We start from the raw sequence: 26323 nt of genomic DNA, 5'->3' as shown, positions 1-26323 counted from the left end.
TTCGCGGGTGCCCGTTAGAGTCGGGGCGCACGACAACTCCATCCGCCCCTCCCGGGGGAAGCCGGTGCGAATCCGGCGCTGACCCGCAACCGTGAGCCCGCCCGGCGGGCGAGCCGGACTGCCCGGGGCCGGGGGCGAGCGGCCGGCCGGGCGTGGCACGCCCGGTTCCGTCGAGGTCTACGGGCAGCCCTGCCGGGCTGCTGCACCGCTCACCGAAAGGCTCACCCTCACATGCTCACCGCCGCCCGCCTGGGCGCCTCCGCGCTGGCCGGCCTGCTGCTGGCCGCCGGCGCCGCCGCCCCGGCCCTGGCCGACACCCCGGCGCCGTCCCCGGTCACCCCGCCCGCCGCGCTGTACGGCAAGGGCGACCCCAGCTACGACGGCGTGTGGCGCCAGTCCCTCGCGCTGACGGCGCTGGCCTCGGCGAAGGTCGTCCCGGCCGCGTCCGCCGTCTCCTGGCTGACCGGCCAGCAGTGCGCGGACGGCGGCTGGCCCTCGTTCCGGGCGGACGCGGCCGCGGCCTGCGACCCGAAGACCGAGGACAGCAACGCGACCGCCGTCGCCGTGCAGGCGCTCACCGCGCTCGGCGGCCACCAGGACGCCGTCGCCAAGGGCGTGGCCTGGCTGAAGGCGAACCAGAACGCGGACGGCACCTGGTCGTACAACCCGGGCGGCCCGGGGGACGCCGACTCCACCGGTCTCGCGGTCAGCGCGCTGACCGCCGCGCACGCCGACCCGGCGCAGGTCGCCAAGGCCGGCCGCAGCGCCCTGGACGGCCTCGCCGGCTTCCAGCTGGGCTGCGCCGCGCCGGCCGCCGAGCGCGGCGGCTACGTCTACCAGCCGGGTGCCGACGCCAAGGCGAACGGCCTGGCGACCGGGCAGGCCGCGCTCGCCGCCGCCGGCGGGGCGCTGCCGGTGGCCACCACCGACCGGGTGGACGCCGCACCCGCCGCCCTGGCCTGCCCCGCGGGCGGCGCCGCGGCGGCCGTGCCCGCCGCGCAGTCGGCCGAGGCCGCCTCCGCGCACCTGGTCGGCCGGCTGAACGCCAACGGCCAGCACCTGATGCTGACCACTCCCGGTGCCGAGCCCGCGCCGGACCTGAACGCGACCTCCTGGGCGGTGCTGTCGCTGGTGCGCGCGGGCCACCCGCACCAGGCCGCGGGCGCCGCCGACTGGCTGGCCGGCAACGGCTACGCCTGGGCCGCCAAGGGCAAGAACGGCACCGACCCGGCGGCCGCCGCGACGCTGCTGCTGGTCGCCCAGGCCGCCAAGCTCGACCCGTACAACTTCGGCGGCACCAACCTGGTGCAGCTGCTGGTGGACTCCGGTCCCAAGCCGCTCTCGCTGCCGTCCGCGGCGGCGTCGGCCGCATCGGCCAACCCGGACGGCACCGCGGCGCCCGGTTCCGGCATCACCGACGGCGAGGACAACGGCGGTTTCTCGCCGATCTGGCTGGTCGGCACCGGCCTGGTGGTCGGCATCGGCGGCGGGCTGATGATCAGCCTCAACCGCCGCCGGCAGGCCGCCGCGGCCGCCGCCGGCACCCCGGCGAAGGACGACGGGCAGCAGTGACCGGTGCGCTGCGCCGGACGGCGGCGGCGCTGCTCGCCGCCGCCGTCCCGGCCGTCCTCCTCGTCCTGCTGCCGGCCGGCCCCGCGCAGGCCGCGGACTACCGCTACTGGTCGTTCTGGAAGTCGAGCGGCGGCGCCTGGGCCTACCAGCAGCAGGGCCCGGCGGTGTACGTGCCGGCCGACGGCGCGGTCGACGGCTGGCGGTTCGCGCTGAGCCCGGACGGCGGGAAGGAGGCCGCCCGGCCCGGCGCCGCCGGCGACTTCGCCGCGCTGTGCGCCGCCACCCCGGCGCAGCAGGGCCGCAAGCGGGTCGGCGTGGTGCTCGACTTCGGCACCCCCGCCGACGCCCCGAAGGGCGCGGGCGCCCCGCCCGCCGCCCGGACGGCCTGCGCCTCGGTGCCGGCCGCCGCCACCTCGGCCGAGGTGCTCGCCGCCGTGGCCCCGCCGCTGCGCTACGACAGCGCGGGCATGCTGTGCGCGATCGCCGGCTACCCGCGGGCCGGCTGCGGCGAGGCGGTGGACGCCGGCGCCCCGGCCGCCTCCGGCTCACCGTCCGGGGGCACCGGCCTCACCGGCCCGGTGCTCGGCGGAGTCCTCGTCCTGCTGCTCGGTGCCGGCGCCTGGTGGCAGCTGCGCCGCCGCCGCTGACGACCCGTCCGGAGACCCGCCGTGCCCCGAACCCGCACCGCCGCGCGCCCCGCCGTCGGCCCGCGCCACCTGCACCCCGGTGCCTGGTGGCTGTGGGCGCTCGGCCTGGCGGCCGCCGCCTCCCGCACCACCAACCCGCTGCTGCTCCTGCTGATCGGCGCGGTCGCCGGGTACGTGGTCGCCGCCCGCCGCGGCGACGAGCCGTGGTCCCGGTCGTACGGGGCGTTCCTGCGGCTCGGGCTGCTGGTGCTGGGCATCCGGATGGCGTTCACGGTGCTGCTCGGCTCGCCGGTGCAGGGCACCCACGTGCTGCTGACCCTGCCGCAGCTGCCGCTGCCGTCCTGGGCGCAGGGCGTCCGGGTGGGCGGCGCGATCACCCTGGAGGGCCTGCTGTTCGCCCTGTACGAGGGGCTGAAGCTGGCCGTGCTGCTGGTCTGCGTGGGCGCCGCCAACGCGCTCGCCTCGCCGACCCGGCTGCTGCGCGCCCTGCCCGGCGCCCTGTACGAGGCCGGGCTCGCCGCGGTGGTGGCGATGACCTTCGCGCCGAACCTGGTCGCCGACGTGCGCCGGCTGCGGGCCGCCCGCCGGCTGCGCGGCCGCGACGACCGCGGCGTCGCCGCCCTGCTGAGCGTCGGGCTGCCGGTGCTGGAGGGCGCGCTGGAACGCTCGGTCGCGCTCGCCGCGGCGATGGACACCCGCGGCTTCGGCCGCACCGCCGACGTGCCGCGCCGCCTCGCCCGCGCCACCGCCGCACTCACCCTGCTCGGCCTGCTCGGCATCTGCGCCGCCCTGTACGGGCTGCTCGGCGCGGCCGGCAGCGCCTGGGCGCTGCCGGTGCTGCTGCTCGGGCTGGCCTCGGCCGGCGCCGGGCTGCTACTGGGCGGCCGGCGCAGTCCGCGCACCCGCTACCGGCCCGATCCGTGGGCCGTCCGGGAGTGGCTGGTGGCCGGTTCGGGCATCGCCGTCGCCGTGCTGACCGTCTGGTGTTCCGGGCGGTACCCGGCCGCGTTCGCCCCGTCCGTGGTGCCGCCGGAGCTGCCCGCCCTGCCGCTGCCCGCCGTGGCCGCCGTGCTGATCGGCCTGGTGCCGGCCGCGGCCGCCCCCGTCCCGCCCCGGAGGAGCTCGTGATCACCTTCGAGCAGGTGTCGGTCGTCTACGCCGACGCCGCCGAGCCCGCACTGACCGGGGTCGACCTGACCGTGCCGGAGGGCGAGCTCTGCCTGGTCGTCGGCCCGTCCGGCTCCGGCAAGTCGACGCTGCTGGGGACGGTCAGCGGGCTCGTCCCGCACTTCACCGGCGGCACCCTGCACGGCCGGGTCACCGTCGCCGGGCGGGACACCCGCACCCACCGCCCGCGCGACCTCGCCGACGTCGTCGGCACCGTCGGGCAGGACCCGCTCGCGCACTTCGTCACCGACACCGTCGAGGACGAACTCGCCTACGGGATGGAGTCGCTGGGTCTCGCTCCGGACGTGATGCGGCGCCGCGTCGAGGAGACCCTCGACCTGCTCGGCCTCGCCGACCTGCGCGACCGCGCCCTCACCTCGCTCTCCGGCGGCCAGCAGCAGCGGGTCGCGATCGGCTCGGTGCTCACCGTCCACCCCCGGGTGCTGGTGCTGGACGAGCCGACCTCGGCGCTCGACCCGGGTGCCGCCGAGGAGGTGCTGGCGGTGCTGCAGCGGCTCGTCCACGACCTCGGCACCACCGTGCTGATGGCCGAACACCGGCTGGAGCGGGTCGTCCAGTACGCCGACCAGGTGCTGCTGCTGCCCGGCCCCGGGCGGGCCCCGGAGCTCGGCGGGCCGGCCGAGGTCATGGCGCACTCCCCCGTGCACCCGCCGGTGGTCGCGCTCGGCCGGGCGGCCGGCTGGTCGCCGCTGCCGCTGTCCGTCCGCGACGCCCGCCGCCGGGCCGCCGGCCTGCGCGCCCGGCTCGCGGACCGCACCCCGCCCGCGGCCGCGACGCCGGGCGGCGAGGTGCTGGCCGCCGTCGACCGCCTGGTGGTCAGGCGCGGGCCCGTCCCGGCGCTGCGCGGCATCGGCCTGGAGCTGCGGGCGGGCGAGACCACCGCGCTGATGGGCCGCAACGGCGCCGGCAAGTCCACCCTGCTCGGCAGCCTGGTCGGCCTGCACGCCCCGTCCGGCGGCAGCGTCCGGGTCGGCGGCCTCGTCCCGCACAGGGCCAGGCCCGCCGAACTCGTCCGGAGGATCGGGCTCGTTCCGCAGGAGCCCCGCGACCTGCTGTGCACCGAGAGCGTCGGCGCCGAGTGCGCCTCCGCCGACGAGGACGCCGGCGCCCCCGCCGGCACCTGCCGGGCCCTGGTCGCCGGACTGCTGCCCGGCCTGGCCGACGACCGGCACCCGCGCGACCTCTCCGAGGGCCAGCGGCTCACCCTGGCGCTGGCCGTGGTGCTCACCGCCGCACCCCCGGTGATCCTGCTGGACGAGCCGACCCGCGGCCTCGACTACGCCGCCAAGGCCCGCCTGGTCACGGTGCTGCGCGGCCTCGCCGAGGCCGGGCACGCCGTCCTGCTGGCCACCCACGACGTCGAGCTCGCCGCCGAACTCGCCCACCGCACCGTGGTGCTGGCCGAGGGCGAGGTCGTCGCCGACGGCCCGACCGCCGAAGTCGTCACCGCCGCACCGTCCTTCGCCCCGCAGATCGCCAAGGTCCTCGCGCCGCAGCCGTGGTTGACGCTCGGTCAGGTCACTTCGGAGCTCGGGGAGGAGCTGTGAGCGCCCCGGCCGGCCCGGCACCGCTCGGACGGCGCTCCGGCCCGGCGCTCGCCCTGCTCTCGGCGATCGGCGTCGCCGCGTTCGGCTGGCCGCTGCTCGCCTCCCCCGGCTCCGACCTGGTCGGCCACTCCGCCGACGCGCCCTGGCTGTTCGCCCTGATGCTGCCGCTGCTGCTGGCCGTGGTGGTCGCCCGGATCTCCGAGGGCCGCTCGGCCGGCGGCGGCGCCCCCGGCCTGGACGCCAAGGCCGTCGCCCTGCTCGGGGTGCTGGCCGCGGCCGGGGCGGCGCTGCGGCCGCTCGGCGCGGGCACCGCCGGTCTGGAGCCGATGTTCTTCCTGATGGTGCTGGCCGGCCGGGTGCTCGGGGCGGGCTTCGGCTTCGTGCTCGGCGCGGTGTCGATGTTCGCCTCGGCGCTGCTCACCGGCGGGGTCGGCCCCTGGCTGCCGTTCCAGATGCTCGCCATGGGCTGGGTCTGCCTCGGCGCCGGGCTGCTGCCGGGCTCGGACGGGCTCCGCGGCCGGGGCGAGCAGCTGCTGCTCGCCGGGTACGGGGCGCTGGCCGCGGTCGCCTACGGCACGGTGATGAACCTGCAGGGCTGGCCGTACATCGCCGGGCAGGCGAGCTCGATCGCCTTCGTCCCCGGCGATCCGCTCTCGGCGAACCTGCCGCGCTTCGCGCTCTACTGCCTGACCACCTCGCTCGGCTGGGACCTGCCCCGGGCCGCGCTCACCGGGGTGCTCTGCCTGACGGTGGGCGGCCCGGTGCTGCGGGCACTGCGGCGCACCACCCGCAGGGCCGCGTTCGGCGCGCCGGTGGCCTTCGCCCCGCCGGCCGGGGCGCCCGCGGCGGCGGACGCCGACGAGCCCGCCGAGCAGCACTGAGGGGGTACGGCCGGCGGCCGTACCCCCTCACCGTTCGGATCCCGTCAGGCCTTCGGCCCGGCGGACTGCACCACCTCGAAGGACCACAGCACCGAGTCGCTGGCGGCGGGCCGCTTCGGCGCCTCGCCACCCTCGGCCGGCGGACCCTGGCGGTGCGCGGCCTGCATCGGCCCCTCCATCCAGGCCTTGAACGCCTCCTCGCTGGCCCACCGGGTGTACACCAGGTACTGGTCGGTGCCCTCGACCGGGCGCAGCAGCTCGAACCACTCGAAGCCGTCGGAGTTCTCCACGGCCCCGGCGCGCGCGGCGAACCGCTTCTCCAGGGTCTCCCGCATCTCGGCCGGCACGGTCAGCACGTTGATCTTCACTACGGACATGCCTCCCATCCTGCACCACCTCACACCCGGACGGCGGTCAGGCCCCGGCGCGTCCGGAGAGGACGAGCGCCCAGCCGAGGCAGCCGAACGCCGCGGTGTTCAGCACCGCCCGGACGGTGTTCCAGCGCACCCAGGTCTGCTCGAAGGCCGCCCGGACGGCGGCCGGGTCGGTGAGCGAGCCGGGTTCACCGGCCGCGGCGAGCCGGTCGTTGAGCGGTACGTTGACCGCCATGGTGACCACCAGCACCACCAGGTAGAGCAGCGCGGCCGCGGCGATCCAGGGCAGCGCCGGCCGTCCGCCGCCGCCGAGGTGGAGGGCGCCGGCCGCGACGGTGAGCAGCAGGGCGCCGACGAACGCGGCGGCGAACCAGCCGTTGAGGACGGCGGTGTTGATCCGCTGCATCGCCTCGACGAAGGTGCTGTCGCCGCTGCGCCCGAGGCCCGGCATCACCGAGCAGGCGAACGCGTAGAAGAGGCCCGCCATCAGTCCCGTCGCGACGGTGGCCGCGAGCAGCAGTGCCGTTGCCATGGGTCGCACCTCCGATTCCCCCCCCGGATCCGTGTCATGCCGTCAAGTCAACCGGCACCCCGCCCCCCTGCCCATGGCCGAGCCGCTCACCCGCATACGCACGCGTCCAGCCTTCGGGGGCGGTTCCTCAGGGGCGACTCCTCAGGGGCGCGTGGGGGCACCTCCCGGCCGAAGGCCGGGGGAGGACTGCGCAATTCGGATGCGGGCCACCGTACGAACCAGGGGTCGACCCTGATTGTCGGTACGACCGCCCCCGGACTGCGCAGTTCCCCGCGCCCCCAGGTCGCTTCTAGGCTTGGGGTTCATGGACGCAGCCGACGGACTGGCCGGGTTGCTCGCGGCGCCGCGGGCATGCGGGGCGTTCCTGCTGCGCTCGGTGCTGGCGCCGCCGTTCGCGGTGGCGGTGCGCGACGAGGCGCCGCTGACGGTGGTCAGCCTGGTGCGCGGCACGGCCTGGATCGTCCCCGCGGCCGGCGGTCCGGTCGCGCTGGCGCCGGGCGACCTGGCGATCGTCCGCGGCCCGGAGCCGTACACGGTGGCGGACCGGCCGGACACGCCGGTGCGGGTGGTGATCCACCCGGGGCAGGTGTCCACCGATCCGCAGGGCGCCCCGCTGTGCGAGGAGATGGACCTCGGCGGGCGGTCCTGGGGCGAGCGCACGGACGGTGCGACGGTGCTGCTGACCGGCACGTACCAGCTGCGCGGGGAGGTGAACGGGCGGCTGCTGCGGGCGCTGCCGCCGGTCGCGGTGGTGCCCGCGGACGCCTGGTCCTCGCCGCTGCCGGCGCTGCTCGGCGAGGAGATGGACCGGGACGCGCCGGGCCAGGAGGTGGTCCTCGACCGGCTGCTGGACCTGCTGCTGATCACGGCGCTGCGCGAGTGGTTCGCCCGCCCGGAGGCGGCCCCGCCGCGCTGGTACCGGGCGTACGCGGACCCGGTGGTGGGACGGGCGCTGCGGCTGGTGCACCGGCGGCCGGCCGAGCCGTGGACGGTGGCTTCGCTGGCGGCGGAGGCGGGGGTGTCCCGGGCGGCGCTGGCGCGGCGCTTCACCGAGCTGGTCGGCGAGCCGCCGATGGCGTACCTGACGGGGTGGCGGCTGGACCTGGCGGCGGACCTGCTGCGCGAGCCGGACGCGACGCTCGCCGCGGTGGCCCGCCTGGTCGGCTACGGCAGTCCGTTCGCGCTGAGCAGCGCCTTCAAGCGGGTACGCGGGGTGAGTCCGCGGGAGCACCGCGCGGGCTGATCCGGCCGCCGCGGCCGGGGAAAACCCTTCGCAACCGGGCCGCCGCGCGGCCTACCGTGCCCGGATGACCCTGGAGATCGCACCCGGCGCCGACCGGGACACCTGGCTGCCCGCCCATCTGCAGCGCCTCGCCGCCCGCTACCGCGCGGCGGGGCTGTCCGCCGCGGCCGCCGGGGGGCTGGCCGAGCAGCAGCGCGCACTGGCCGGGACGTGGACGGTCGCGGACGTCCGGACGGACGGCCGGACGGTCGGCTGCGTCGCGGTGGGGGTGGCCGACCGGGACGGCACCCCGGTGGGGCGGATCGGCGAGGTGTGGACGGAGCCGGGGCACGGGCGGCTGCGCCCGGCGGCCCTGGAGTGGGCCGAGCGGTGGTGCGCCGAGCGCGGCGCGGCGCGGGTGGAGGCACGGGTGACGGGCTCGGACCCGCTCTTCGACGGGTACGCGGTGCGCGGCCAGAACCGGATGAAGGAGCTGACCGCGGCGCCGGTGGAGCAGGGCGCCGTGACGGCCCGTCCGATGACGGCCGAGGAGTACCCGGCCTGGCGGGCGCAGCAGGAGGACGCGTACGTGTTCGACATGCTCCGCGCCGGCTCGCACACGGAGCAGGAGGCCCGGGCCAAGTCGGCGGCGGACTTCGCGCGGATGCTGCCCGAGGACATGGCCACGCCCGGGCAGGCCCTGCTGGTGCTGGAGGCCGAGGGGCGGACGGTCGGCACCGGCTGGCTGCACCACGGGTTCCTGCCGGGCGTCACCTTCGGCTGCTCGCTGGACGTGCTCCCCGAGGAGCGCGGGCGGGGCTTCGGCCGGGCCGCGATGGCGGCCGGCGAGCGGGCGGTCCTGGCGGCCGGCGACGGTGCGCTGATGCTCAACGTGTTCGGCGGCAACACCGTGGCGATGAACCTGTACACCACCGCGGGGTACCGGGTGCTGGAGGAGAGCCGCTCGCGGGACGTCAGCGGCGGCGGGGCGTAGCGGGGGCGGAGCGTAGCGGTGGCGGGGGGTAGCGGTGGCGCACCGTGGGGACGGCGGGACGTCACCGACCGTTCATCCCGGCCGTTTCACCATCAAATAGGACAAGGCCGCCGTCCGCCACAGAACCTCCCTGTCATACCCGTGCAACCTCCTGCATAATCGGGCGCGTTCGTCACACCGACCGAGGAGGACCGGCCGATGCCGGGAGAGCTCTGCCCGCTGTGCGGCACGGTCCGGACGGCCGTCGGCTGCGCGTGCGCCTCCTCGTCCCCGGATGCCACCGAGACGGCCGTGCTGCCGCACCTGGAGGGTCCGCCGCTGGTCAGACCCTACGTCGCGGCGGGCGGCGGCCACGGCCGGCCGTACGCAGGGCCCGGGCCGGACCCGTTCGCGACGACCCTGCTGCCGCCCGCCCCGCCCGCCGCTCCCCCGCCGCCCGCCGCACCGCCGGGCGTTCCCCCGCAGCGCCCGGACGCTGCGCCCGAGCCGGTGGCGCCCCGCGGTGCCGGCGGCGACCTCGGCGTCTTCGACTTCCACGGCACGCCGCAGCAGCGGCCGGGCGGCCGGGCCGAGCGGCGCGAGCGCGCCCAGCTGGTCACCGGCCGGCGCCGCACCGCGGTGATCGCCGCCGGCCTCGGCATCGCGGTGGTCGGCGCCGGTCTGGCGCTGGCCCTGTCGCCGTCCTCGGACAGGCCGAACCTCGACCAGGCGCTGCCCGCGCCGTCCGGCACCCTCGACTCGGCACCCCCGGACGGCGGGCTGCCCGAGCCGACCGCGACCGCGAGCGCCTCCACCACCCAGAAGTCCTCGGCCTCCCCGACCCGCGCCGCCGGCAGGGCCGGCGCCAGCCGGGCGGCCGCGCCGAGCCCGGCCGGTTCGGCCCCGGCGAGCGCCAGCGCCGCACCGCCGGCGGCACCCAGCGCCTCGGCGGCCGCCCGGGTGCTCAAGCCGGGCGACTCGGGCCCCGACGTCCGGGCGATGCAGCAGATGCTGATCACCGTCTCCTGCGGCGAGCTCAGCGTCTGGTTCGCCACCGGCACCTTCGACTCCTGGACGCAGTGGATCCTGAGCGAGTTCCAGCGGGACGCCCGGATCAAGGGCGACGAGCGCAACGGCACCCAGTACGGCCCCAAGACGCGCGCCGCGCTGGAGAAGGCCTCGGCCGACCCCAACTGCTGACCGGCGGCCCGTCCGCAGGTGTCAGGCGGGCACCAGGTCCCGGCCGACCAGTTCGAGCACCAGCACCACCGCGGTGGACTCCACGGCGAGCAGCGCCACCAGGACGAACAGCTGCACCGCGCCGGCCTGCACCGGCCCGGCGCCGCCGAGCAGCATGCCGACGAAGGCCCCCGGCAGCGTGACCAGGCCCACCGTGCGGGTCTGGTCCAGCACCGGGACGAGCGCGGTGGCGGCGGCCGTCCGGCAGATCTCCAGCCGGGCGTCGCGGTCCTCGAAGCCGAGCGCCAGCGCCGCCTCGACCTCGCCGCGCCGGGTGCGCAGTTCGTCCAGCGCCCGCCGGCCGGCCAGCGAGGTGGCGGTGAGCCCGCCGCCGATCAGGATGCCGGCGACCGGGATCAGGGCGATGCCCTTGTGCGGCAGCAGCCCGGTGGCGAGCAGCAGCACCAGCACCGGCAGCACCCCGGCGCCGATCGGGAGGGCGGCCCACGCCCAGCCCGGGCCGGTGGTCATCCGCCGGCCCGCCGTGCGCACCGCCACCCCGAACATCAGCAGCACGAACAGCGCGGACGTCCCGAGCGAGCCGACCACCCAGGAGATCACCAGCGCGACCGCGCCGAGCTGCACCAGGGCGCGCAGGCCCGCCCGCAGCACGGCGTGCCCGTGGCCGAGCCGTCCCCGGCCGGCCACCGCGACCGCCGCGGCGAGCAGCAGCGCGATCTCGACGCCCAGCAGCCAGGTGACCGGCAGCAGTTGTCCGGCCGGTGCGGCCACCGGTCAGATCCAGCTGGTGAACCACATCCGGTCCTGCCAGTCCGACATGGGGATCACCTCCGCCGTGTACAGCGGGTGGAAGTACGCGAAGCAGCCGACCACGGCGAAGACCACCAGCCCGGCGCCGGCCGCCCCCCAGATCCGGCGCCGCCGGCTGCAGCCCGCCGGGCCGAGCATCGCGCCGAGCATCTGGGCGACCGCGAGGCACAGGAACGGCACCAGGATCACCATGTAGAAGGAGAAGATCGTCCGCTCCTGGTAGCCGAACCAGGGCAGGTAGATCCCGGCGACGCCCGCCAGGATCGCGCCGGAGCGCCAGTCCCGCCGGAACGCCCAGCGCCACAGCGCGTACGCGAGGGCGAAGCAGGCGGCCCACCACAGCAGCGGGGTGCCGAGCGCGAGGATCTGCGAGGCGCAGCCGCCGTTCGCCGTGCAGCCGCCCTGCCCGTCGCTGAGCTGCTGCCAGTACATCGACACCGGGCGGCCCTGGACGAGCCAGCTCCACGGGTTGGACTGGTAGGTGTGCGGCGAGGTGAGGCCGGTGTTGAAGTCGTACATCTGGGCGTGGAAGTGCCACCAGCCGCGCAGTGCCGACGGCACCCAGGTCATCGGCACCTGCGGCAGCGGGACGTCCACCACCGGGGTGCGCGGCATCGACAGCCCGGCGCGGTGGTCGGCCCAGTGCCGGTCGAAGCCGCCGTCGCTCGCGAACCAGCCGGACCAGGAGGCGACGTAGACCAGCACCGCGGCACCGACCGTGGAGAGCAGGCCGGGCAGCAGGTCGCGGCGGAGCAGGCTGAGGGTCGGTCGGCGGGCGCCGGCCCGGCGGCGGCCGGCCCGGTCCCAGAGCAGGGTCAGCACGGTGAACACCAGCAGGATCTGCAGGCCGTTCCACTTCACCGCGGTGGCGCAGCCGAGCAGGACGCCGGCGCCGATCCGCCAGGGCCGCAGGCCGAGGCGGACCTCGTCGGCGGCCCGGCCGCCCTCGGCGAGGGCCGCGGCGAGCACCTGCCGGGTGCGGTCGCGGTCGACGAGCAGGCAGCCGAAGGCGCCGAGCACGAAGAACATCGACACGCCGTCCAGCAGGCCGACCCGGCTCATCACGAAGTGCAGGCCGTCGACCGCCATCAGCAGGGCCGCGGTGCAGCCGAGCAGCGTGGAGGAGAAGAGCCGCCGGCCGATCCGGGCGAGCATCAGCACCGAGAGGGTGCCGAGCAGCGCGACCATCACCCGCCAGCCGAAGGGGTGCAGGCCGAACACCCACTCGCCGAGCGCGATGACCCACTTGCCGAGCGGCGGATGGGCGATGAACGCGGGTTCGGCGGTCAGCGGGATCTTCTGCGGGGAGGAGATGATCTCCCGGTTGGCGAGGTCCGGCCAGACGCCCTCGTAGCCCTGCTGCAGCAGCGACCAGGCGTCCTTGGGGTAGTAGGTCTCGTCGAAGACGAAGGCGTCCGGCTTCGCGAGGTTCCAGAAGCGCAGCAGTCCGGCGAACAGGGCGACGGCGATCGGGCCGAGCCAGTCGGCGTGCCGCACGATCCACGGCAGCGGGCCGCGCCGGACGGCCGGCGGCCGGGCCGCGACGGGCAGGCCCGTGGCCGGTGCATGCTCGGTGACTGCCGGATGCGCCATGGTCTGCCGCCGCTCCTCGCTCGGTGTCGCGGCGGCCGCGGCGGTCGCGGGCTGACGGGTCGCAGGCCCGGACTGGCGCTATGTCGCCTTTGTCGGAGAGATCCTAGCCCGGCCGCGCGGCACCGCCGTCCACCGCGCCCCGCGGTTTGACCCTCGACCTGGTCGAGGGGGCAGAGTCGGCGGTGTGGACAGCGGACTTCACAGCATCGGCGAGACCGCCCGGCTGAGCGGACTCAGCATCAGCGCCCTGCGCTTCTACGACGGCGCGGGGGTGTTCGGCCCGGCCCGGGTCGACCCGCAGACCGGCTACCGCTGGTACGCACCGGAGCAGCTCGCCGACGCCCGGCTGATCGCCCGGCTGAGGCGGGTCGGCATGCCCCTCGCGGACGTCTCGCGGGTGCTGGCCGGCCGCCCCGGCGAGGCCGCGGCCGCCCTGGACGCGCACCTGCGCCGCCTGGAGGAGGGTCTGGCGGACGCCCGCCGCGAGCTGTCCACCGTCCGACACCTGCTGGAACTGAGGGAGAACCCCGTGCAGAGCACCCGTCTGACCCTGCCCGCCGCCGAGCTCGCGGCCGCCGTGGACGCCGTCCGCTTCGCGGTCGGCCCCGACGGCTCGCTCCCGCAGGTCGCGGGGGTGCTGTTCGAGACCGACGGGGCGGTGCTGCGGCTGGTGGCCACCGACCGCTACCGGCTGGCGGTCTCGGAGGCCGCCGCGGGCACCGTCGAGGGGCCGTCCGTGGCAGTGCTCGCGCCGACCGCGTTCGTGGACGCGCTGCGCGGACTGCTCGCCGGGGCGGGCGACGGCACGGCCGAGCTGACGGTGGCCGAGGGCGTGCTGGCCGCCGCGGCCGGCGGCCGCGAGGCGACCGGCAGCCCGGTGCCCGCCGACTTCCCCGACTACCGCCCGATGCTGCGTCCGGAGCCGGTCCACCGGGTGGAGATCGCCGCGGACGCACTGCTCGAAGGGCTCGGCGCCGGGCCCGTCCGCACCGTCCGCCGGGACCAGGACGGCGTGGACTTCCCGGTCTCGGAGCTCGCCGTCTCCGCGGACGGCGCCCTCACGGTCGGCGGCGCCGAGGAGGGGGACGGGCTGTGCGTCCGGGTCAACCGGGACTTCCTGCTGGAGGCGGTCGGTGCGGGCGCCCGCGGCCAGCTCGTGCTGGAGCTCGGCGGCCCGGTCGCCCCGCTCGCCGTCCGCTTCCCGGACCGCGCGGGCACCTTCTCGCTGCTGATGCCCACCGCGCCCTGACGGTCCGCGGCCGGCCGGGGCGTGCGACGGGTTCCGGTACGCGGCCGTTGGGCCGAATCGCACGTGGTGCGCCGAATCTGTGGAGACCTCGGCAATCTGATCGGGCATATGCCGATCTTTCCCTACGGTGGTTGCGCCGCCCGCGGCACCCGGTCCGCCGTCCGGGCCCGCGCCGGGCACCACGACGACCAGGAGTCCTGCATGGCCGCTCACCACCGCCAGCCGCTCCCCCGTCCGGCACGCCGTCCGGGCGCGGGCCCGGCCGCCCCGGCCTCCCCGCCGGGTGCGGCCTCCGGCCGGCGGGCCGGCGGTGATCCCTGCCGCCGGCCCACGGCGGGTCACCCGCCCCGCCGCGTCCGCCCGCCGTGCCGGGACCTCGACCGCTGGGAGGGGTGCCGGGTGATCAGCTGGCGCGCGAGCTGGTCGAGGCAGATCGCCGCCGCCACGGGGGGAAGCCCGGCGACGATGACGTCCGGCACGGTCTGCGCGACCCCGCAGACGCAGAGCCCGGTGGCGACCGCCGAGAAGGCGAGGACGACGCTCCAGGCGTGCAGCGCGCGCCGGCCGTCGAGGGCGGCCCGGAGCACCGACAGGCAGCCGGCGAGCCAGGGCCCGTAGACCACCACCGGCCACAGCACGGACAGCCCGCCGGGCACCCGGGTGAGGGCGAGGTCCTGCAGCGGCGCGTAGGAGAGGACCCAGCCCAGCACGCACACGACCGTCACCGCGACGGCGAGCAGGGTGCGGAACAACTCGCCCAGCGCCTCCTCGCGCCGCACCTCGGCGGCCCGCACCCGGCGCCGCTTCCGCGGGGTCCGCGGCGGCGGGGCGGGCTGCGGCACGGAATCGGCGACCGGCACCGCCTGGCTCGGCACGAAAACGCCGGAACTCCAGGCGCCGGACATTTCGACGGTCGGCGCCGCATACCATCCGGCGTCCGCGGCGAGCGACCCCGCCACCCCGTCACAATGCTCTCCAGGACCGGAAAACAGCGGGTCATTTCCGTACGGACGAAAGAATTCCAGCAGTGGGTCATGCACGGGGCGGCTCATTCCCCTGCGCAGCCGCGGAATGGCCCGCCGGCGGCGGTTGCTGGGCACCGGCGGGCGCGGCGCCGGAGGGCTGCGCGGCGCCGCCGGTAACGGCGAACCGGCATTCCAGGCGGCGCAGCGTCCGGAGGAAGTCGGCGAGGATCCGGGAACAGTGCCACAGGACGACGCGCCGGCCGTTGCGCACCAGGTAGCCGGTCTCCACGTCGCCCGCGGCGTTCTGCCGGTCCGGGACGAAGAGCCAGGCCCCGAGGCTGCAGATCGGGTCGCGCTCGGAGCTGTGCGGGGTCACTGGGTCAGGCATGGGAATCACACCACGGTCAACGAAGCGATCTTCCACCCGGGTGTGCGGAATTCGGGCGACATTCCGTATGAACGCTTGCGGGCGCTCTGCGGATCTCCTCGCGGGTGGTGCGCGCCCGCATATGCGCAAGGCCGCTCGCCGAATTTTCCCATCCGTGCGGCGCGCACCGCCGCTGTGCCCCGCCGCGCTCTCCGAAATTACCCGGATGCCAAGCGCTGGAGGAACGTTTCCTCTGATTCCGATCTTCAAAGCGGTGCTGTATGGTCACTCTCTTGCAACGTTCCATTGCGAATTATCAGCCGATGTGCCGGCAAGCCTGCACGCAGGGGGTTTGGGTTGCTCAGCACGAACGAATACCTGGATGTCCGGCGGCTCCACGGCCAGGGATGGTCGATCTCGGCGATCGCCCGGCATCTCGGACGGGACCGCAAGACCGTCCGGAGGTACCTGTCCGGGAACCGCAAGCCCGGGGTGCGCACTCCGGCCGAGGACGTCTTCCTCTCCTTCCTCCCGTACTGCCGCCTGCGCCTGGCGGACGACCCGCACCTGCCGGCGACCGCTCTCTTCGACGAGATCACCGACCTCGGCTACCGCGGCGGCTACTCGACCTTCACCCGCGCCCTGCGCAGACACCGGCTGCGCCCGCCGTGCAGACACTGCCACCCCGGCGCCCCCGGCGGCGGGGCGGGCGGCGGGCACGCCGACCAGGAGGAGATCCGGTTCGGCTGGACGGACCTCGCCGACCCCCAGCCCGGCTGGGACGGCGGCGCGAAGGCCCACCTGCTGACCGGCTCACTGCGCCACGGCCGCCGCTGGCGCGGCGTCCTCCTCGACAGCGACGACTTCCCGCAGGTGCTGGAGGCCGTCGACCACCTGCTGCGGCGACTCGGCGGCACGGCACCGCGCTGGCGCTTCGACCGCGACGCGCCCGTCCGGTGCCCGGCGACCGGCCGACTGGCCAAGGAGTTCACACCGGTCGGGCGGTACTACGGGGTCGAGATCGAACTGGAGACCACCGGCCCGACCGCCGAGGAACAGCGGCGCGCCGCAGCCGCCGGGCAGCACTGGCGCGGCGTCGTCGACGACCTCGGCCCACGTGCGGCCCAGCAGATCCTCGACCGCCTGGCGGCGTGGTCGGACGACCGGATCCCGGCCGGCGACGGCACGCCGACCGCCGCCCCGGCGCTGGAGGCGCTGCCGCCGGCGCCGTTCCCGGCCTGCGTGCGCACCCTGCGCACGGTCGACCAGCACGGGCTCGTCCACTTCCGCGGCAACCGCTACGCCGTGCCGCCGGACCTCGCCGGGGCGCTGGTGGAGGTCCGCCACCGGCTGGACGAGTCCGACCTGTCGATCACCGCGTCGAGCGGGGCGGTCATCGCGCGCCACTCCCTGGCGCCGCGCGGTGCGGGCCGGACGGTGACCGACGGCGACACGACCTTCGTCCTGGAGCGCCCGCCCCGGCTGGTGCTGTCCGGTTCGGTGGGCTGCCCGGAGACCGCCGTCCGCCGCCCGCCGTCCGCGGAGGCGTCCGCCGAGGCCGAGGCCCTGCGCAGGCAGTACCTCCGCCCCGCCCCGGCCGTACCGGTGCCCCGCCCCGCGGGCCCGCGCCACGGCTGACCGCGGCCCGGCCCGCCCCGGAGACCGCCGCCGAAGGGGCGCGGGTGCTCGGTTCAGGAGCGCGTGGGGGCACCTGTGCGGCATCCGTGCGCCGTTGACGACCGGCCTCAGGCCGCCGGCCTGATGTTGTGGTTGAAGTGGAAGACGTTCGCCGGGTCGTACTCGGCCTTGACGGCGGCGAGCCGGGCGAGGTTCTCGGCGCCGCGGCCCGCGGCGGCGCGGTCCTCGCCCTCGTCTCCGATGAAGTTGAGGTAGACGGCACCGATCGACCAGGGCGCCATGTCGGCGCAGACGGCCTTCGTCCAGGCGCGGCCGCGCTCGTCGTCCGCCGGGTCCTCCCAGACCGCGAACGGGTGGACGGCCCAGGGCGCGGCCCGCCAGGGGACGGGCCACTCGTGGTCGCCGGCCGCGACCGCGCCGCCGAGGGCGAAGACGATGTGCTGGCTCGGCGAGGGAAGGATCATGTCCTTGGCCCGCGCGGTGAAGGCGTCCACGGTCTCGTCCGGGAAGCCGGAGAGGTACTCCGCCGACCAGTAGTTCCGGAAGCCGGGCGGGTCGTCGAGCATGCACTGCAGGTCGGCGTACGGGATGTCGGTGACCACCTCGGCGGCGTGCCCGAGTCCGAGCATCGGTGCGAAGGCGGGGCGGGCGCTCTCCAGGTCGCCCGCGTAGGTGAGCAGGACGCCGACGGCCTGCTGTCCGACCAGCTCCGGGGGCACGAACTCCTCGGGCGGCGCGGTGAGGTAGATGAAGGCGCCGCCGACCTCGTCGGGTGCGGCCTCCATGGTGTCGCGGTAGGCGCGCAGCACCTCCGGGCCCCGGTCCGCCTCGAAGAGCAGCAGGGCGATGGAGAAGCCGGGCAGCGGGTGCAGACCGAGGGTGAACTCGGTGACCACGCCGAAGTTGCCGCCGCCGCCGTGCAGTGCCCAGAAGAGCTCGGGGTTCTCCTGCGCGCTGGCGTGCACCCGGCGGCCGTCGGCGGTGACCAGGTCGGCGGCGAGCAGGTTGTCGCACATCAGGCCGAAGCGGCGCTCCAGCCAGCCGGAGCCGCCGCCGAGGGCGAAGCCGCCGATGCCGGTGGTGGAGGCACGGCCGCCGGTGGTGGCGAGGCCGTGCGGCTGGGTGGCCCGGTCGAGGTCGCGCATCAGGGCGCCGCCGCCGACCCGGGCGACCCGGGCGTCCGGGTCGACCCGCACCCCGTTCATCCGGCGCAGGTCGAGCACGAGGCCGCCGTCGACCAGGGCCTGTCCGCTCACCGCGTGGCCGCCGCAGCGGACGGCGATCTCCAGTCCGCGGCTGCGGCCGAAGGCCAGCGCCGCGGCGACGTCGGCGGGACCCTCGCACTGGGCGATCACCGCGGGCCGGCGGTCGACCATGGCGTTGTGGATGGTCCTCGCCTCGCCGTAGGCCTCGTCGCCGGGGAGCAGCACCCGGCCGGCGAAGCCCTCGGCCAGTTCCTCCGGACGCAGGTCGCCGTTCGCAGGGGATGCCATGGTGAGCCGTCCTTCCGGCCGGTACGGAGCCGCCGCGGCCGGCGGCCCCGCTTCCGACAGTAGGCCGGACGGGTGAAGGCCGCATCCGAGCCGGATGCGGCCTGACGGCGGCTCAGGCCGCGGTCTGCAGTTCCCGCACCACCGGCCGGACCTGCGCCACGGTGACGACGGCGTTGTCCTGCGCCGGCGTCAGGTGGCCGCGCAGCCGCACGGCCAGTACGACGATCAGCACGGTGCAGGCCGTCATCGCCAGCAGGTACAGCGGCCAGGTGCCGGCGCCGACCAGCAGCACGCCGACGGCCGGGCCGACCGCGATGGCCGTCTGCTTCACCAGGGCGTGCGCGGCGTTGTACGTGCCGAGCAGCCGGGCCGGGGCGAGGTCGGCCACGATCGGGCCGAGGGTCGGCGCGAGCAGCGACTCGCCGATGCCGAACAGCGCGTACACGGCCACCACGGCGACGGTCGCGGCGAGCGCGTCCGAGCGGACCAGGCCGGCCACCAGGGCGGCCGTCCAGGCGCCCAGCCAGACCACGCCGGCGGCGGCCATCGCGGTGGTGCGGCGGCGGCGCTCGGTGAGCCGGACGACGACCATCTGCAGCAGCACGATGGTCAGCGCGTTGGCGCCGATCGCGATGCCGAGCACGGACGGCGCGGTGCCGACCGTGCCGGTGGCGAAGGCGGCGACACCGGACTCGAACTGCCCGTAGCAGGTGAAGAAGATCAGACCGGCGAGCAGGCAGAGCCGCAGCATGGCCTTGTCCTTCAGCACCGTGCGCAGGCCCTGGCCCTGGCCCTGCCCCTGGCCCGCGCCGCGCCCGGCGGCCGGGACGGGCTCCGCCTGCGGGACGCGGGCGGAGCCGGCCACCAGGGCCAGGCCCAGCAGGGTCAGCGCCTCGATGGTGAACAGCCGGGTGAGGCTGGCCGGATCGGCGGGGTCGACGATCTGGCCGCCGACCAGGGCGCCGATGCCCATGCCCAGGTTGACCAGGGTGAACTGCAGGGCGAAGGCCCGCGAGCGGCCGGCCCTGCCGGTGCTGCGGACGATCATCGTGGCGAGCGCCGGCTGGCAGGCGGTGATGCCGGCGCCGAACAGGAACGAGGAGACCAGCAGGGTCGGCGCGGTGGCGGCCTGCCCGAAGGCGAAGGCGCCGACCGCGGCGAGCGCGGCGCCGGCGAGCAGCACCGGGCGCGGCCCGTACCGGTCGATGCCGCGGCCGGTGAACGGCAGGACGGCGAGCGCCGCGAGCGCGAAGACGGTGAACACCATCCCGGCCGCGAGCGAGCCCAGCCCCCGCACCTGGTCCACGTACACGAACATGTACGGCATCGTGAACCCGCTGCCGAACGCGCTGAGCGCGTTGCCCATCTGGACGCGGCGCAGCGGGCCGCCCGCCGCGTCCGCCCGCCGTACCCACTGCTTCACCGTGCCGGTCACCGTGCACACCCCTTTGCCGTCGAGGAAGGTTGATCCCTTCCCGCTTTAAGCCCGCAAGATTTCAGATCTAAAATCTAAGGCTTCGAAGACTCAGGCGTCAAAGGCTTAATGGCTGCACGATGCGTGGGAGAATGACGGCCATGAGCACACGCAAGCCGGACGAGCCGGCCGCCACCGAGCTCGGCATCGCCGAGCAAGTGGCCCTCTACCAGCGGGAATTCCCCACCGTGGACCCGCAGGTCGAGACGATCGTGTCCACGCTCTCCCGGCTGTCCCGCCGGATGAACGTGGCCTACAGCCGACAGCTGGCTGTGCTGGGAATCACGTCCGCCGAGTGGGAGGTGCTCAAGGCCCTGGTCTTCGCCGGCAGCCCCTACCGGCTCGGCCCGGGCGACCTCGCCAAGCGGCTGGGTCTCACCCCGGCGGCGATGACCCACCGGATCGACCGGATGGTCGCCGACGGCCTGGTCACCCGCGAGCGCGACGAGGCCAACCGGGTCCGGGTGATCATCGAGCTGACCGAGACCGGCCGCGACAAGTGGCTGGAGCTCATGCGGATGGCCGCCGTCTTCGAGGCCGACCTGCTGCAGGACATCACCGGCGACGACCGGAGCGCGCTCTCCGCGATGCTCGGCCGGATGCTGCGCCGGATCGAGCGGAGCCAGCCGGACGCCCTCGGCCGCACCGAGGACCTGGACTGACCGGCGCCCGCACGCGCGAAGGGGACCGCCCCGGACGGAGGTTCCGTCCGGGGCGGTCCCGTTCAGCTCTGGTGGTGCGGGTCGTCCGACGCGGTGCCGGTCAGCAGACGCCGTTGTCGGTCCAGACGCCCCACTGGCCGCTGAGGGTCGGGTCCTCGCCCTGGGTCCACCACTTGTTGGTGTAGTTGTGACCCTTCCAGGAGACCTTGGCACCGGCGGTCGCGTAGACCGTGGCGGCGTTCCAGCTCGGGGCGGTGCAGGTGCCACCGGTCGGGCTGGCCGAGGTCGAGGGGGAGGTCGACGGCGAGGTCGACGGGGAGGAGCTCGGCGAGGCCGAGGTGCTGGGCGAGGAGCTCGGCGAGGCGGAGGCGGTCGGCGAGGCGGTCGGCGCCGGGCAGGAGGCGGCGGAGCCGTTGGTCGCGGTCACCATCGTGTCGAAGAGCGAGGTCTGGGTGCCCAGGTCGTACAGCGAGAAGGCGAAGGAGCCGCCGAGGCCGTTGCAGTGCGCGTAGTCCATCTTGGCCTGGATCGACTTGGCGTTCTCACCCGTCCAGAAGGTGGTGCCGTCGTAGAAGTACGAGGTCTTCGCCGCGTCGTCCCAGTAGGTGTTGGCCGCGTTGCCGACGAAGCCGCTGAGCTCCTTGTACATCTGGATGCCGGCGACGTTGCCCGACATCGCGGCGCCCGGGGCGGGGCCGGTCGCGCTCTGGAACAGGCCGTGGTCGGCACCGGCGGGGACGCCCGTCCAGCCGCGGTAGTAGAACGGCACACCCATGTTGATCTTCTTGGCGGGGAAGCCGCCGGGGATGCCGTACTGCGGGTCGCCGACCGTCCACGCCTTGATGGCGTTGTCGATCGAGTACTTGCCGGTGCCGCCCGGGACGGGGGTCATCGGGTCGCTCGGGTTGTTGTAGATCGGCGCCTGGTGATTGGTCGGGCCGGTCTTGTCCCACGCGCCGTGCATGTCGTAGGTCATGACGTCGAGGAAGGTCAGGTACGGGCCGAGCTTGTCGGTCTCGACGTTCTTGATCTTGTCCTGGCCGGCGCCGACCGCGGCGGAGAGCGCGTAGCTCTTGCCGTCGGTCCTGCCCTGCGCGTCGAGCTGGGAGCGCAGCTCGGCCATCAGCGCGGTGAAGTTCTGCTTGTCGTTCGGCGAGGCGTGGTTGCCGGTGTGGCCGCCGCCGCCCGGGTACTCCCAGTCGATGTCGAAGCCGTCGAAGACGCCCGCCGCGGAGCCGGCGCCGCCGAAGCCGCCCTGCACGGGCAGGTTGCCCTTGATGAACATGTCGACGCAGGAGGAGACGAACTTCTTGCGCGCAGCGTCGGTGGCCGACACGTCGGAGAAGTACTTGGAGTAGGTCCAACCGCCGATCGACAGCAGCACCTTGAGGTTCGGGTTCTTCGCCTTCAGCTTCTTCAGCTGGTTGAAGTTGCCGACCAGCGGCTGGTTCCAGGTGTCGGCGACGCCGTCCACGCTGGTCGCCGTGTCGAAGGTCTTCTGGTAGTCGGCGTAGGCGTCGCCCGCGCCGTCGCCCGCGTTCGGGTCGTCCTCGTTCTGCGAGGCGGCCTTGGTCGCCTCGAAACAGGTGAGGTTGGTCGGGTCGATGTTGGCGAAGTCGTAGATCAGGTAGTCCAGCTTGGAGGCCACGCCGGTGTCCTGGACGGTCTTCAGGTAGTACGCGTTGGAGTAGATCGACCACTGGTCGAAGTACGCGACCTTGATGCCGCCCGAAGTGGCGGGCGCGCCGGTCGAGTTGGTGGGGGCGGCCTGGGCGCTGGTGCCGGTCAGCGCGAGCGCGCCGCCGAGCAGCAGGGAGGCCGCGGTACCGGCGGCGAGGAGGCCCGCGCCGCGGCGGCGGCGGTGCCCGCTCGGCCGGGGCCGGGACGGAAGGGAACGAAGCATGGCTGCGTGACTCCTGGTTGTGGGGGCGGTCCCGCCGCACCCCGGGGGAAGTCGCGGCGGGTGGGACCACCACGTCAGGGGCATGACAGGGAAATCGAACGTTGGCCTGCACACACAAGAAGAACCGGGTGCGGGGAGGTGTGCCGAGCCGGTACCGACGGCCCGAACCGCCGGCACCGGCCCAGGGGCTCCCTGCACCTGGCCACAAAAATGGACTAGACCAAACGTCCCGTCAAGAGTCGTCCCCCGGGCTTGAGGTGCCCTTAAGGTTCCGTTGGGATACGGCTCAGTACCGCACCGCCCGGCTCACGACGGCCTTGACCTGACCGCTCAGCGAGCGGTTGCTCGTAGCCGTGGCCTGCGCCGTTCCGCCCGCGGGGACCTCCGGAACGGTCACCACCACGGTGTCCAGCCGGTTGCCGCTCGCGTCCTGGAAGTCGACCTGCACCAGGTACTTCTGCGGATCGCCCTGCCCATTGGCAACGGTGATGGGTACCTCGACCTTGCCGTCCGAGGACGTCACCGGGGTGCCCAGCTTCACGTCCCCGGCGGCGTCCAGCCCACCCGTGACGTCGGCGACCGCCGAGGAGGCCGCCGCCTCCGCGGAGGCCACCGCGGACGCCGCCGAGGAGGCGAGTGCGCCCGCGGACGAGGCCAGCTCGGAGGCCTTCGACCCGATCGCGGCGGCCGCCGAGGAGACGGCCGAGGACGGCGAGGAGTCCGACGAGCAGCCGGCCAGTGCGGCCCCGCCCAGCAGAGCGGCGGCGCCCACCAGGGCTGCGGAACGGATCTGGAGGTTCATGGATTCCTGCTCCTGTGGGAACGACGGCTGCCGCGGGCGGGCCCGCGCGGCCAGGTCCGGTGGGACGCCGCTGGTCAGGAAAGGCCCGCGCCCTCCTGCATGGCGGCCTGCTCGACCTCCCGGATCTCCCTGCGGCGAACGGTGTCCTGACGTCGGGTCACCACGGCGGCCGCCCCGATCGCGCTCGCGCCGAAGGCCAGCAGCCCGACCCACGGCCGGTCCAGCACGTGGCCCAGCGCGTGATCCAGCGAGTAGCGGCCCGCCCCGGAGATGCCCAGCGCCAGACCGCAGGTGCCGAGCAGCCCCGGGTACTCGAAGCCGCCCCCCATCGCGAAGAAACCGGCCGGGGCGTGCACGGCGATGGCCCCGGCCATCGTCCCGGCCACCACCGAACCGGCCACCGGCGTGGCCAGGCCGAGGACGAGCAGCGCCCCGCCTCCGGCCTCGCCGAGGCCGGAGGCGATGGCGTTGGGCCGGCCCGGCTCGTAGCCCATGTGCTCCATGGCCTGGGCGGTTCCCTCGATCCCTCCCCCGCCGAACCAGCCGAAGAGCTTCTGCGCGCCGTGCGCGAACATCACCCCGCCCACAGCGGCGCGCAGGGCGAACAGGCCGAGGTCCTTGCGGTGCAGACTGGTCATGATGGGGCCCCTGGGTCGATGGCGGCACGTCCTCTCCATCCCAGCCCACGGGCCGAGGCCGCTCGACCCGGGACCGCCATCCGGGCGAACCACCGAGGAGCGCCATGTCCGCGCCGGCCACACCCGTGTTCCACCTCGACGGGACGGAGGTCACCGACGAACGGTCGCTGTTCACCGCGCTCGGAGCGGCCCTCCGCCCGCCGGACGGCTACTACGGCAGCAACCTGGACGCGCTCGCCGACTGCCTGCGCGGCGGCTACGGCCCCGAGCCGCCGTTCGTGCTGGTCTGGCACGCCTCCGCACTCGCCTCCTGCCGGCTGGACCGGCGGATGCTGCTGGCCGGCCGGGAGTGCAGCTACTTCGAGGCGGTGCTGGACGTCCTGAAGCAGGGCGGCGTCACCGTGCGGCTGCGCTGACGGTCCGTGCCGGCGTCCGGGCCCCGTTACCGAGCCGGGACACTCCGTGCAGAACCGGGCCGCCGACCCGCGGCGTGATCACGCCCGACACCCCGTGACCGGCGACCCGCAGGAGCACCCGTGAACCACCGCACGACCGCCACGACCCGGGCGGCGGCCACCGCCGCGGCCGTCCTCGCCCTCGCGCTCGGCGCGGTCGCCTGCGACGACGACACCACCGCGGCCGGCACCGGCACCGCGGCGCCCGCCCCCGCGGCCTCCACCGCCACCGCCGGCACCGGCTCCACCGCGAGCGGGGCTCCCGCCGGGGCGTCCGGGCCGGGCCCGGCGGCCGGCACCGGCGGCAGCACCGCGCAGGCCGGTACCGACCGCTGCCGCACCGCCGACCTCAAGGCCGACGTGCAGATCCAGGAGGCCGGCAAGGCCATGGTGATGCTCACCAACAAGGGCGGCCGCGCCTGCACCGTCAAGGGCCACCTCGGCTACGGCGGGCTGCTCGCCGACGACTCCCGCACCGACACCGCCACCCACCGGGTCGCCGAGCCGGGGCCGCCGGTCGCCGTCACCCTGAAGCCCGGCACCACGGCCTTCTCCGGGCTCTCCTGGAGCAGCTGCGACAAGGCGGACGCCACCTGCACCGTGCTCGCCGGCCTGGTGGTCACCCCGCCGGACGAGACCACCCAGCTGACCGCCACCGTGCTCGGCACCGACGGCAAGCCGGTCGTGCAGTTCCCCGTCGCGAAGGCCGGCTTCACCGTCGGCACCCTCCAGCCCACCAACCAGGGCGTCCTGCTCGGCTGACGCCGGCAGGAGGCCCCGGGCGCGGCCCCGGCCCAAGGGCGGCGCCGGTCAGAAGAACGTCCGGACCAGGTCGACGACGCGCGGACGGTCCGCGTCCGCGTCGTCGAGCACCGGGATCAGCGTCCAGCGGTCGAAGGCCGTGCACGGGTGGGAGATCCCGAGCCGGACGACGTCACCGACGGCGACCTCGGCGTCCCGCAGGTAGGCGTGCTGGTCGTTGAGGGCGCTCACCGTCGCACCGGTGAGCGGCTTGCCGCCGCGGACCTCCTGCGGGGCGGGCAGGCCGAGGTCGACCGGGAGGTCGCGCTTGCCGGCGTCCAGCAGCGCGAGGCCGGGCTCCGGTGCGGACACCACCCGGGCCCAGCCGTGCAGCGCGGCCCGCAGCGGCTCGCCCGCGCCGCGGCGGCCGAACGGCGAGATGCCGCGGTAGAAGCCGTCGTCGTGGGCGAGGTAGGCGCCGGCCCGGACGACCACCCGGGTCCGGTCGTCGGCGAGCGGCGCGAGCTCCTCGGCGGCGGTGTCGAAGAAGGCGCTGCCGCCGGCCGTCACCCAGACCTCGTCCACCTCGTCGAACAGGCCCTCGCCGGCGAGCTGCCGGTGCAGCTCGGCCATGCCCCGCAGGTAGCCGGTCACGGCGGAGAGCGAGGCCGGGGAGGCGTCCGGGCCGAGCGGGCCCTCGTAGCCGCTGACGCCGGCCAGCCGCAGGCCCGGTGCGGCGTGCACGGCGCGGGCCACCTCGACCGCCTCGGACAGCGTGCGGCAGCCGGTGCGTCCGCCCGGCGCGCCGAGCTCCACGCAGACGTCGACGGGTGCGGGCGCGCCGCGCAGCGCCCCGGACATCAGGGCGACGGCGCGGGTGGAGTCCACCCAGCTCGCGAAGCGGAACTCCGGGTCGGCGGCGAGCTCGGCGGAGAGCCACCGCAGACCGGCCGGGTCGAGCAGGGTGTTGGCCAGGTGGACGCGGCGCAGGCCGAAGGCGCGGCCGACCCGCAGCTGCGGCAGGTTGGCGAGGGTGACCGCGCAGGCGCCCGCGTCCAGGTGGCGCTGCCACAGGGCGGGGGCCATCGAGGTCTTGCCGTGCGGGGCGAGGCCGACGCCGGCCTGTTCGCACCAGGCGGCCATGGTGCGCAGGTTGTGGTCGAGGGCGGCGGCGTCCAGGGTCAGCAGCGGGGTGCCGAGGCCGTCGAGCCCGGGGGCGGTGGCGAGGTACTCGGCGACGGTCAGGCCCCACGCCTCGGCGGGGATCGCCTTGAAGCGGAAGTCGAGCCGCTCCCCGGCCAGTTCGGCCACCTTCGCCCGGTCGATCAGCTCCATCGCGCCCAGCCGTCCTCTCGCCCGCGCCCGCGGCGTTCCGGGCGTCCGACGGGCAGCCTATG

Annotated in this window: 25 protein-coding genes and 1 riboswitch; of the genes, 13 read left to right on the top strand and 12 right to left on the bottom strand. The window is 75.5% G+C overall.

What is annotated here, in order from left to right:
• Positions 1-54: 54 nt before the first annotated feature.
• Positions 55-124: riboswitch (cobalamin riboswitch) on the top strand.
• Between the two features lie 107 nt (positions 125-231).
• Genes AB0442_RS02440 through AB0442_RS02420 form a run of 5 tightly spaced genes read left to right on the top strand, consistent with a single transcriptional unit; the run spans position 232 to position 5835 of the window.
• Positions 232-1572, top strand: coding sequence for a prenyltransferase/squalene oxidase repeat-containing protein (locus AB0442_RS02440; protein WP_366160084.1), 1341 nt, complete (start codon positions 232-234; stop codon positions 1570-1572).
• Positions 1569-2219 carry an SCO2322 family protein gene (locus tag AB0442_RS02435; RefSeq protein WP_366160082.1) on the top strand — a complete coding sequence of 217 codons (651 nt, stop codon included), beginning with the start codon at positions 1569-1571 and terminating at the stop codon, positions 2217-2219. The genes AB0442_RS02440 and AB0442_RS02435 overlap by 4 nt, the downstream gene beginning before the upstream one ends.
• Positions 2220-2240: 21 nt before the next feature.
• Positions 2241-3347 (top strand): energy-coupling factor transporter transmembrane protein EcfT, encoded by a 1107-nt coding sequence (locus AB0442_RS02430; RefSeq protein ID WP_363539828.1) that lies wholly within the window; start codon positions 2241-2243, stop codon positions 3345-3347.
• Positions 3344-4954 carry an ATP-binding cassette domain-containing protein gene (locus AB0442_RS02425; protein ID WP_366160081.1) on the top strand — a complete coding sequence of 537 codons (1611 nt, stop codon included), beginning with the start codon at positions 3344-3346 and terminating at the stop codon, positions 4952-4954. The genes AB0442_RS02430 and AB0442_RS02425 overlap by 4 nt, the downstream gene beginning before the upstream one ends.
• Positions 4951-5835, top strand: coding sequence for an ECF transporter S component (locus tag AB0442_RS02420; RefSeq protein WP_366160080.1), 885 nt, complete (start codon positions 4951-4953; stop codon positions 5833-5835). Before AB0442_RS02425 ends, AB0442_RS02420 begins: the two co-directional genes overlap by 4 nt.
• 44 nt (positions 5836-5879) lie before the next feature.
• Here the strand turns inward: AB0442_RS02420 and AB0442_RS02415 are convergent, their stop codons facing one another.
• Positions 5880-6212, bottom strand: coding sequence for an antibiotic biosynthesis monooxygenase (locus tag AB0442_RS02415; RefSeq protein ID WP_344628006.1), 333 nt, complete (start codon positions 6210-6212; stop codon positions 5880-5882).
• 37 nt (positions 6213-6249) lie between these two features.
• On the bottom strand, positions 6250-6741 hold the full coding sequence (locus AB0442_RS02410; RefSeq protein WP_366160078.1) for an anthrone oxygenase family protein: 492 nt from the start codon (positions 6739-6741) through the stop codon (positions 6250-6252).
• A gap of 304 nt (positions 6742-7045) precedes the next feature.
• Here AB0442_RS02410 and AB0442_RS02405 point away from each other — a divergent pair, with 304 nt between their 5' ends.
• From AB0442_RS02405 to AB0442_RS02395, 3 genes are all read left to right on the top strand, one after another.
• Positions 7046-7984, top strand: coding sequence for an AraC family transcriptional regulator (locus tag AB0442_RS02405; RefSeq protein WP_366160077.1), 939 nt, complete (start codon positions 7046-7048; stop codon positions 7982-7984).
• A 64-nt stretch (positions 7985-8048) separates the two neighbouring features.
• Complete coding sequence (locus AB0442_RS02400) at positions 8049-8957, top strand: GNAT family N-acetyltransferase (RefSeq protein ID WP_366160075.1); 909 nt, start codon at positions 8049-8051, stop codon at positions 8955-8957.
• Between the two features lie 198 nt (positions 8958-9155).
• Entirely contained in the window at positions 9156-10136 is a 981-nt protein-coding gene (locus tag AB0442_RS02395; protein WP_366160074.1) for a peptidoglycan-binding domain-containing protein, read from the top strand.
• A 21-nt stretch (positions 10137-10157) separates the two neighbouring features.
• Here AB0442_RS02395 and AB0442_RS02390 read toward each other — a convergent pair whose 3' ends face one another.
• Both AB0442_RS02390 and AB0442_RS02385 read right to left on the bottom strand, forming a co-directional pair.
• Positions 10158-10907 carry an ABC transporter permease gene (locus AB0442_RS02390; protein WP_366160073.1) on the bottom strand — a complete coding sequence of 250 codons (750 nt, stop codon included), beginning with the start codon at positions 10905-10907 and terminating at the stop codon, positions 10158-10160.
• Positions 10908-10910: 3 nt separating this feature from the next.
• Complete coding sequence (locus AB0442_RS02385) at positions 10911-12539, bottom strand: phospholipid carrier-dependent glycosyltransferase (RefSeq protein ID WP_366160072.1); 1629 nt, start codon at positions 12537-12539, stop codon at positions 10911-10913.
• A gap of 184 nt (positions 12540-12723) precedes the next feature.
• On the opposite strand from AB0442_RS02385, the gene AB0442_RS02380 reads away from it, so the two are divergent.
• The gene (locus AB0442_RS02380; protein WP_366160071.1) at positions 12724-13788 is read left to right on the top strand and encodes a MerR family transcriptional regulator; all 1065 of its coding nucleotides are present in this window, start codon (positions 12724-12726) and stop codon (positions 13786-13788) included.
• A gap of 338 nt (positions 13789-14126) precedes the next feature.
• Here AB0442_RS02380 and AB0442_RS02375 read toward each other — a convergent pair whose 3' ends face one another.
• Both AB0442_RS02375 and AB0442_RS02370 read right to left on the bottom strand, forming a co-directional pair.
• Entirely contained in the window at positions 14127-14663 is a 537-nt protein-coding gene (locus tag AB0442_RS02375) for a DUF2637 domain-containing protein (RefSeq protein ID WP_366160069.1), read from the bottom strand.
• A gap of 157 nt (positions 14664-14820) precedes the next feature.
• Positions 14821-15141, bottom strand: a complete 321-nt coding sequence (locus tag AB0442_RS02370) for a hypothetical protein (RefSeq protein ID WP_366160068.1) — start codon at positions 15139-15141, stop codon at positions 14821-14823.
• 336 nt (positions 15142-15477) lie between these two features.
• On the opposite strand from AB0442_RS02370, the gene AB0442_RS02365 reads away from it, so the two are divergent.
• Positions 15478-16758 carry an IS21 family transposase gene (locus AB0442_RS02365; RefSeq protein WP_366160066.1) on the top strand — a complete coding sequence of 427 codons (1281 nt, stop codon included), beginning with the start codon at positions 15478-15480 and terminating at the stop codon, positions 16756-16758.
• Positions 16759-16865: 107 nt separating this feature from the next.
• Here the strand turns inward: AB0442_RS02365 and AB0442_RS02360 are convergent, their stop codons facing one another.
• Positions 16866-18251, bottom strand: a complete 1386-nt coding sequence (locus AB0442_RS02360) for an FAD-binding oxidoreductase (RefSeq protein ID WP_366160064.1) — start codon at positions 18249-18251, stop codon at positions 16866-16868.
• Positions 18252-18363: 112 nt separating this feature from the next.
• Positions 18364-19686 carry an MFS transporter gene (locus AB0442_RS02355; RefSeq protein ID WP_366160063.1) on the bottom strand — a complete coding sequence of 441 codons (1323 nt, stop codon included), beginning with the start codon at positions 19684-19686 and terminating at the stop codon, positions 18364-18366.
• 140 nt (positions 19687-19826) lie between these two features.
• Here AB0442_RS02355 and AB0442_RS02350 point away from each other — a divergent pair, with 140 nt between their 5' ends.
• Positions 19827-20387: a MarR family transcriptional regulator gene (locus tag AB0442_RS02350; RefSeq protein WP_366160062.1), complete on the top strand. Its 561-nt coding sequence runs from the start codon at positions 19827-19829 to the stop codon at positions 20385-20387.
• A 100-nt stretch (positions 20388-20487) separates the two neighbouring features.
• Here AB0442_RS02350 and AB0442_RS02345 read toward each other — a convergent pair whose 3' ends face one another.
• The 3 genes from AB0442_RS02345 to AB0442_RS02335 form a co-directional block, all read right to left on the bottom strand.
• Positions 20488-22290 carry a glycosyl hydrolase family 18 protein gene (locus tag AB0442_RS02345; RefSeq protein ID WP_366160060.1) on the bottom strand — a complete coding sequence of 601 codons (1803 nt, stop codon included), beginning with the start codon at positions 22288-22290 and terminating at the stop codon, positions 20488-20490.
• 286 nt (positions 22291-22576) lie between these two features.
• A complete protein-coding gene (locus tag AB0442_RS02340) occupies positions 22577-23092 on the bottom strand; it encodes a hypothetical protein (protein ID WP_366160058.1) in 516 nt (171 codons plus the stop codon).
• Positions 23093-23166: 74 nt separating this feature from the next.
• Positions 23167-23730 (bottom strand): DoxX family protein, encoded by a 564-nt coding sequence (locus tag AB0442_RS02335; protein ID WP_363539864.1) that lies wholly within the window; start codon positions 23728-23730, stop codon positions 23167-23169.
• A gap of 104 nt (positions 23731-23834) precedes the next feature.
• Between AB0442_RS02335 and AB0442_RS02330 the strand changes: the two genes are divergently transcribed.
• Positions 23835-24146: a barstar family protein gene (locus AB0442_RS02330; RefSeq protein ID WP_363539866.1), complete on the top strand. Its 312-nt coding sequence runs from the start codon at positions 23835-23837 to the stop codon at positions 24144-24146.
• 120 nt (positions 24147-24266) lie between these two features.
• On the top strand, positions 24267-24947 hold the full coding sequence (locus AB0442_RS02325) for a DUF4232 domain-containing protein (RefSeq protein WP_366160056.1): 681 nt from the start codon (positions 24267-24269) through the stop codon (positions 24945-24947).
• A 48-nt stretch (positions 24948-24995) separates the two neighbouring features.
• Here AB0442_RS02325 and AB0442_RS02320 read toward each other — a convergent pair whose 3' ends face one another.
• Entirely contained in the window at positions 24996-26261 is a 1266-nt protein-coding gene (locus AB0442_RS02320; RefSeq protein ID WP_366160055.1) for an alanine racemase, read from the bottom strand.
• Positions 26262-26323: the final 62 nt, after the last annotated feature.

The organism is Kitasatospora sp. NPDC085895, from assembly GCF_040702125.1.
In the GTDB taxonomy this organism is placed as follows: Bacteria; Actinomycetota; Actinomycetes; order Streptomycetales; family Streptomycetaceae; genus Kitasatospora; species Kitasatospora arboriphila.
The sequence above is the reverse complement of the archived record's forward strand: the minus strand, read 5'-3'. Positions and strand labels throughout refer to the sequence as shown.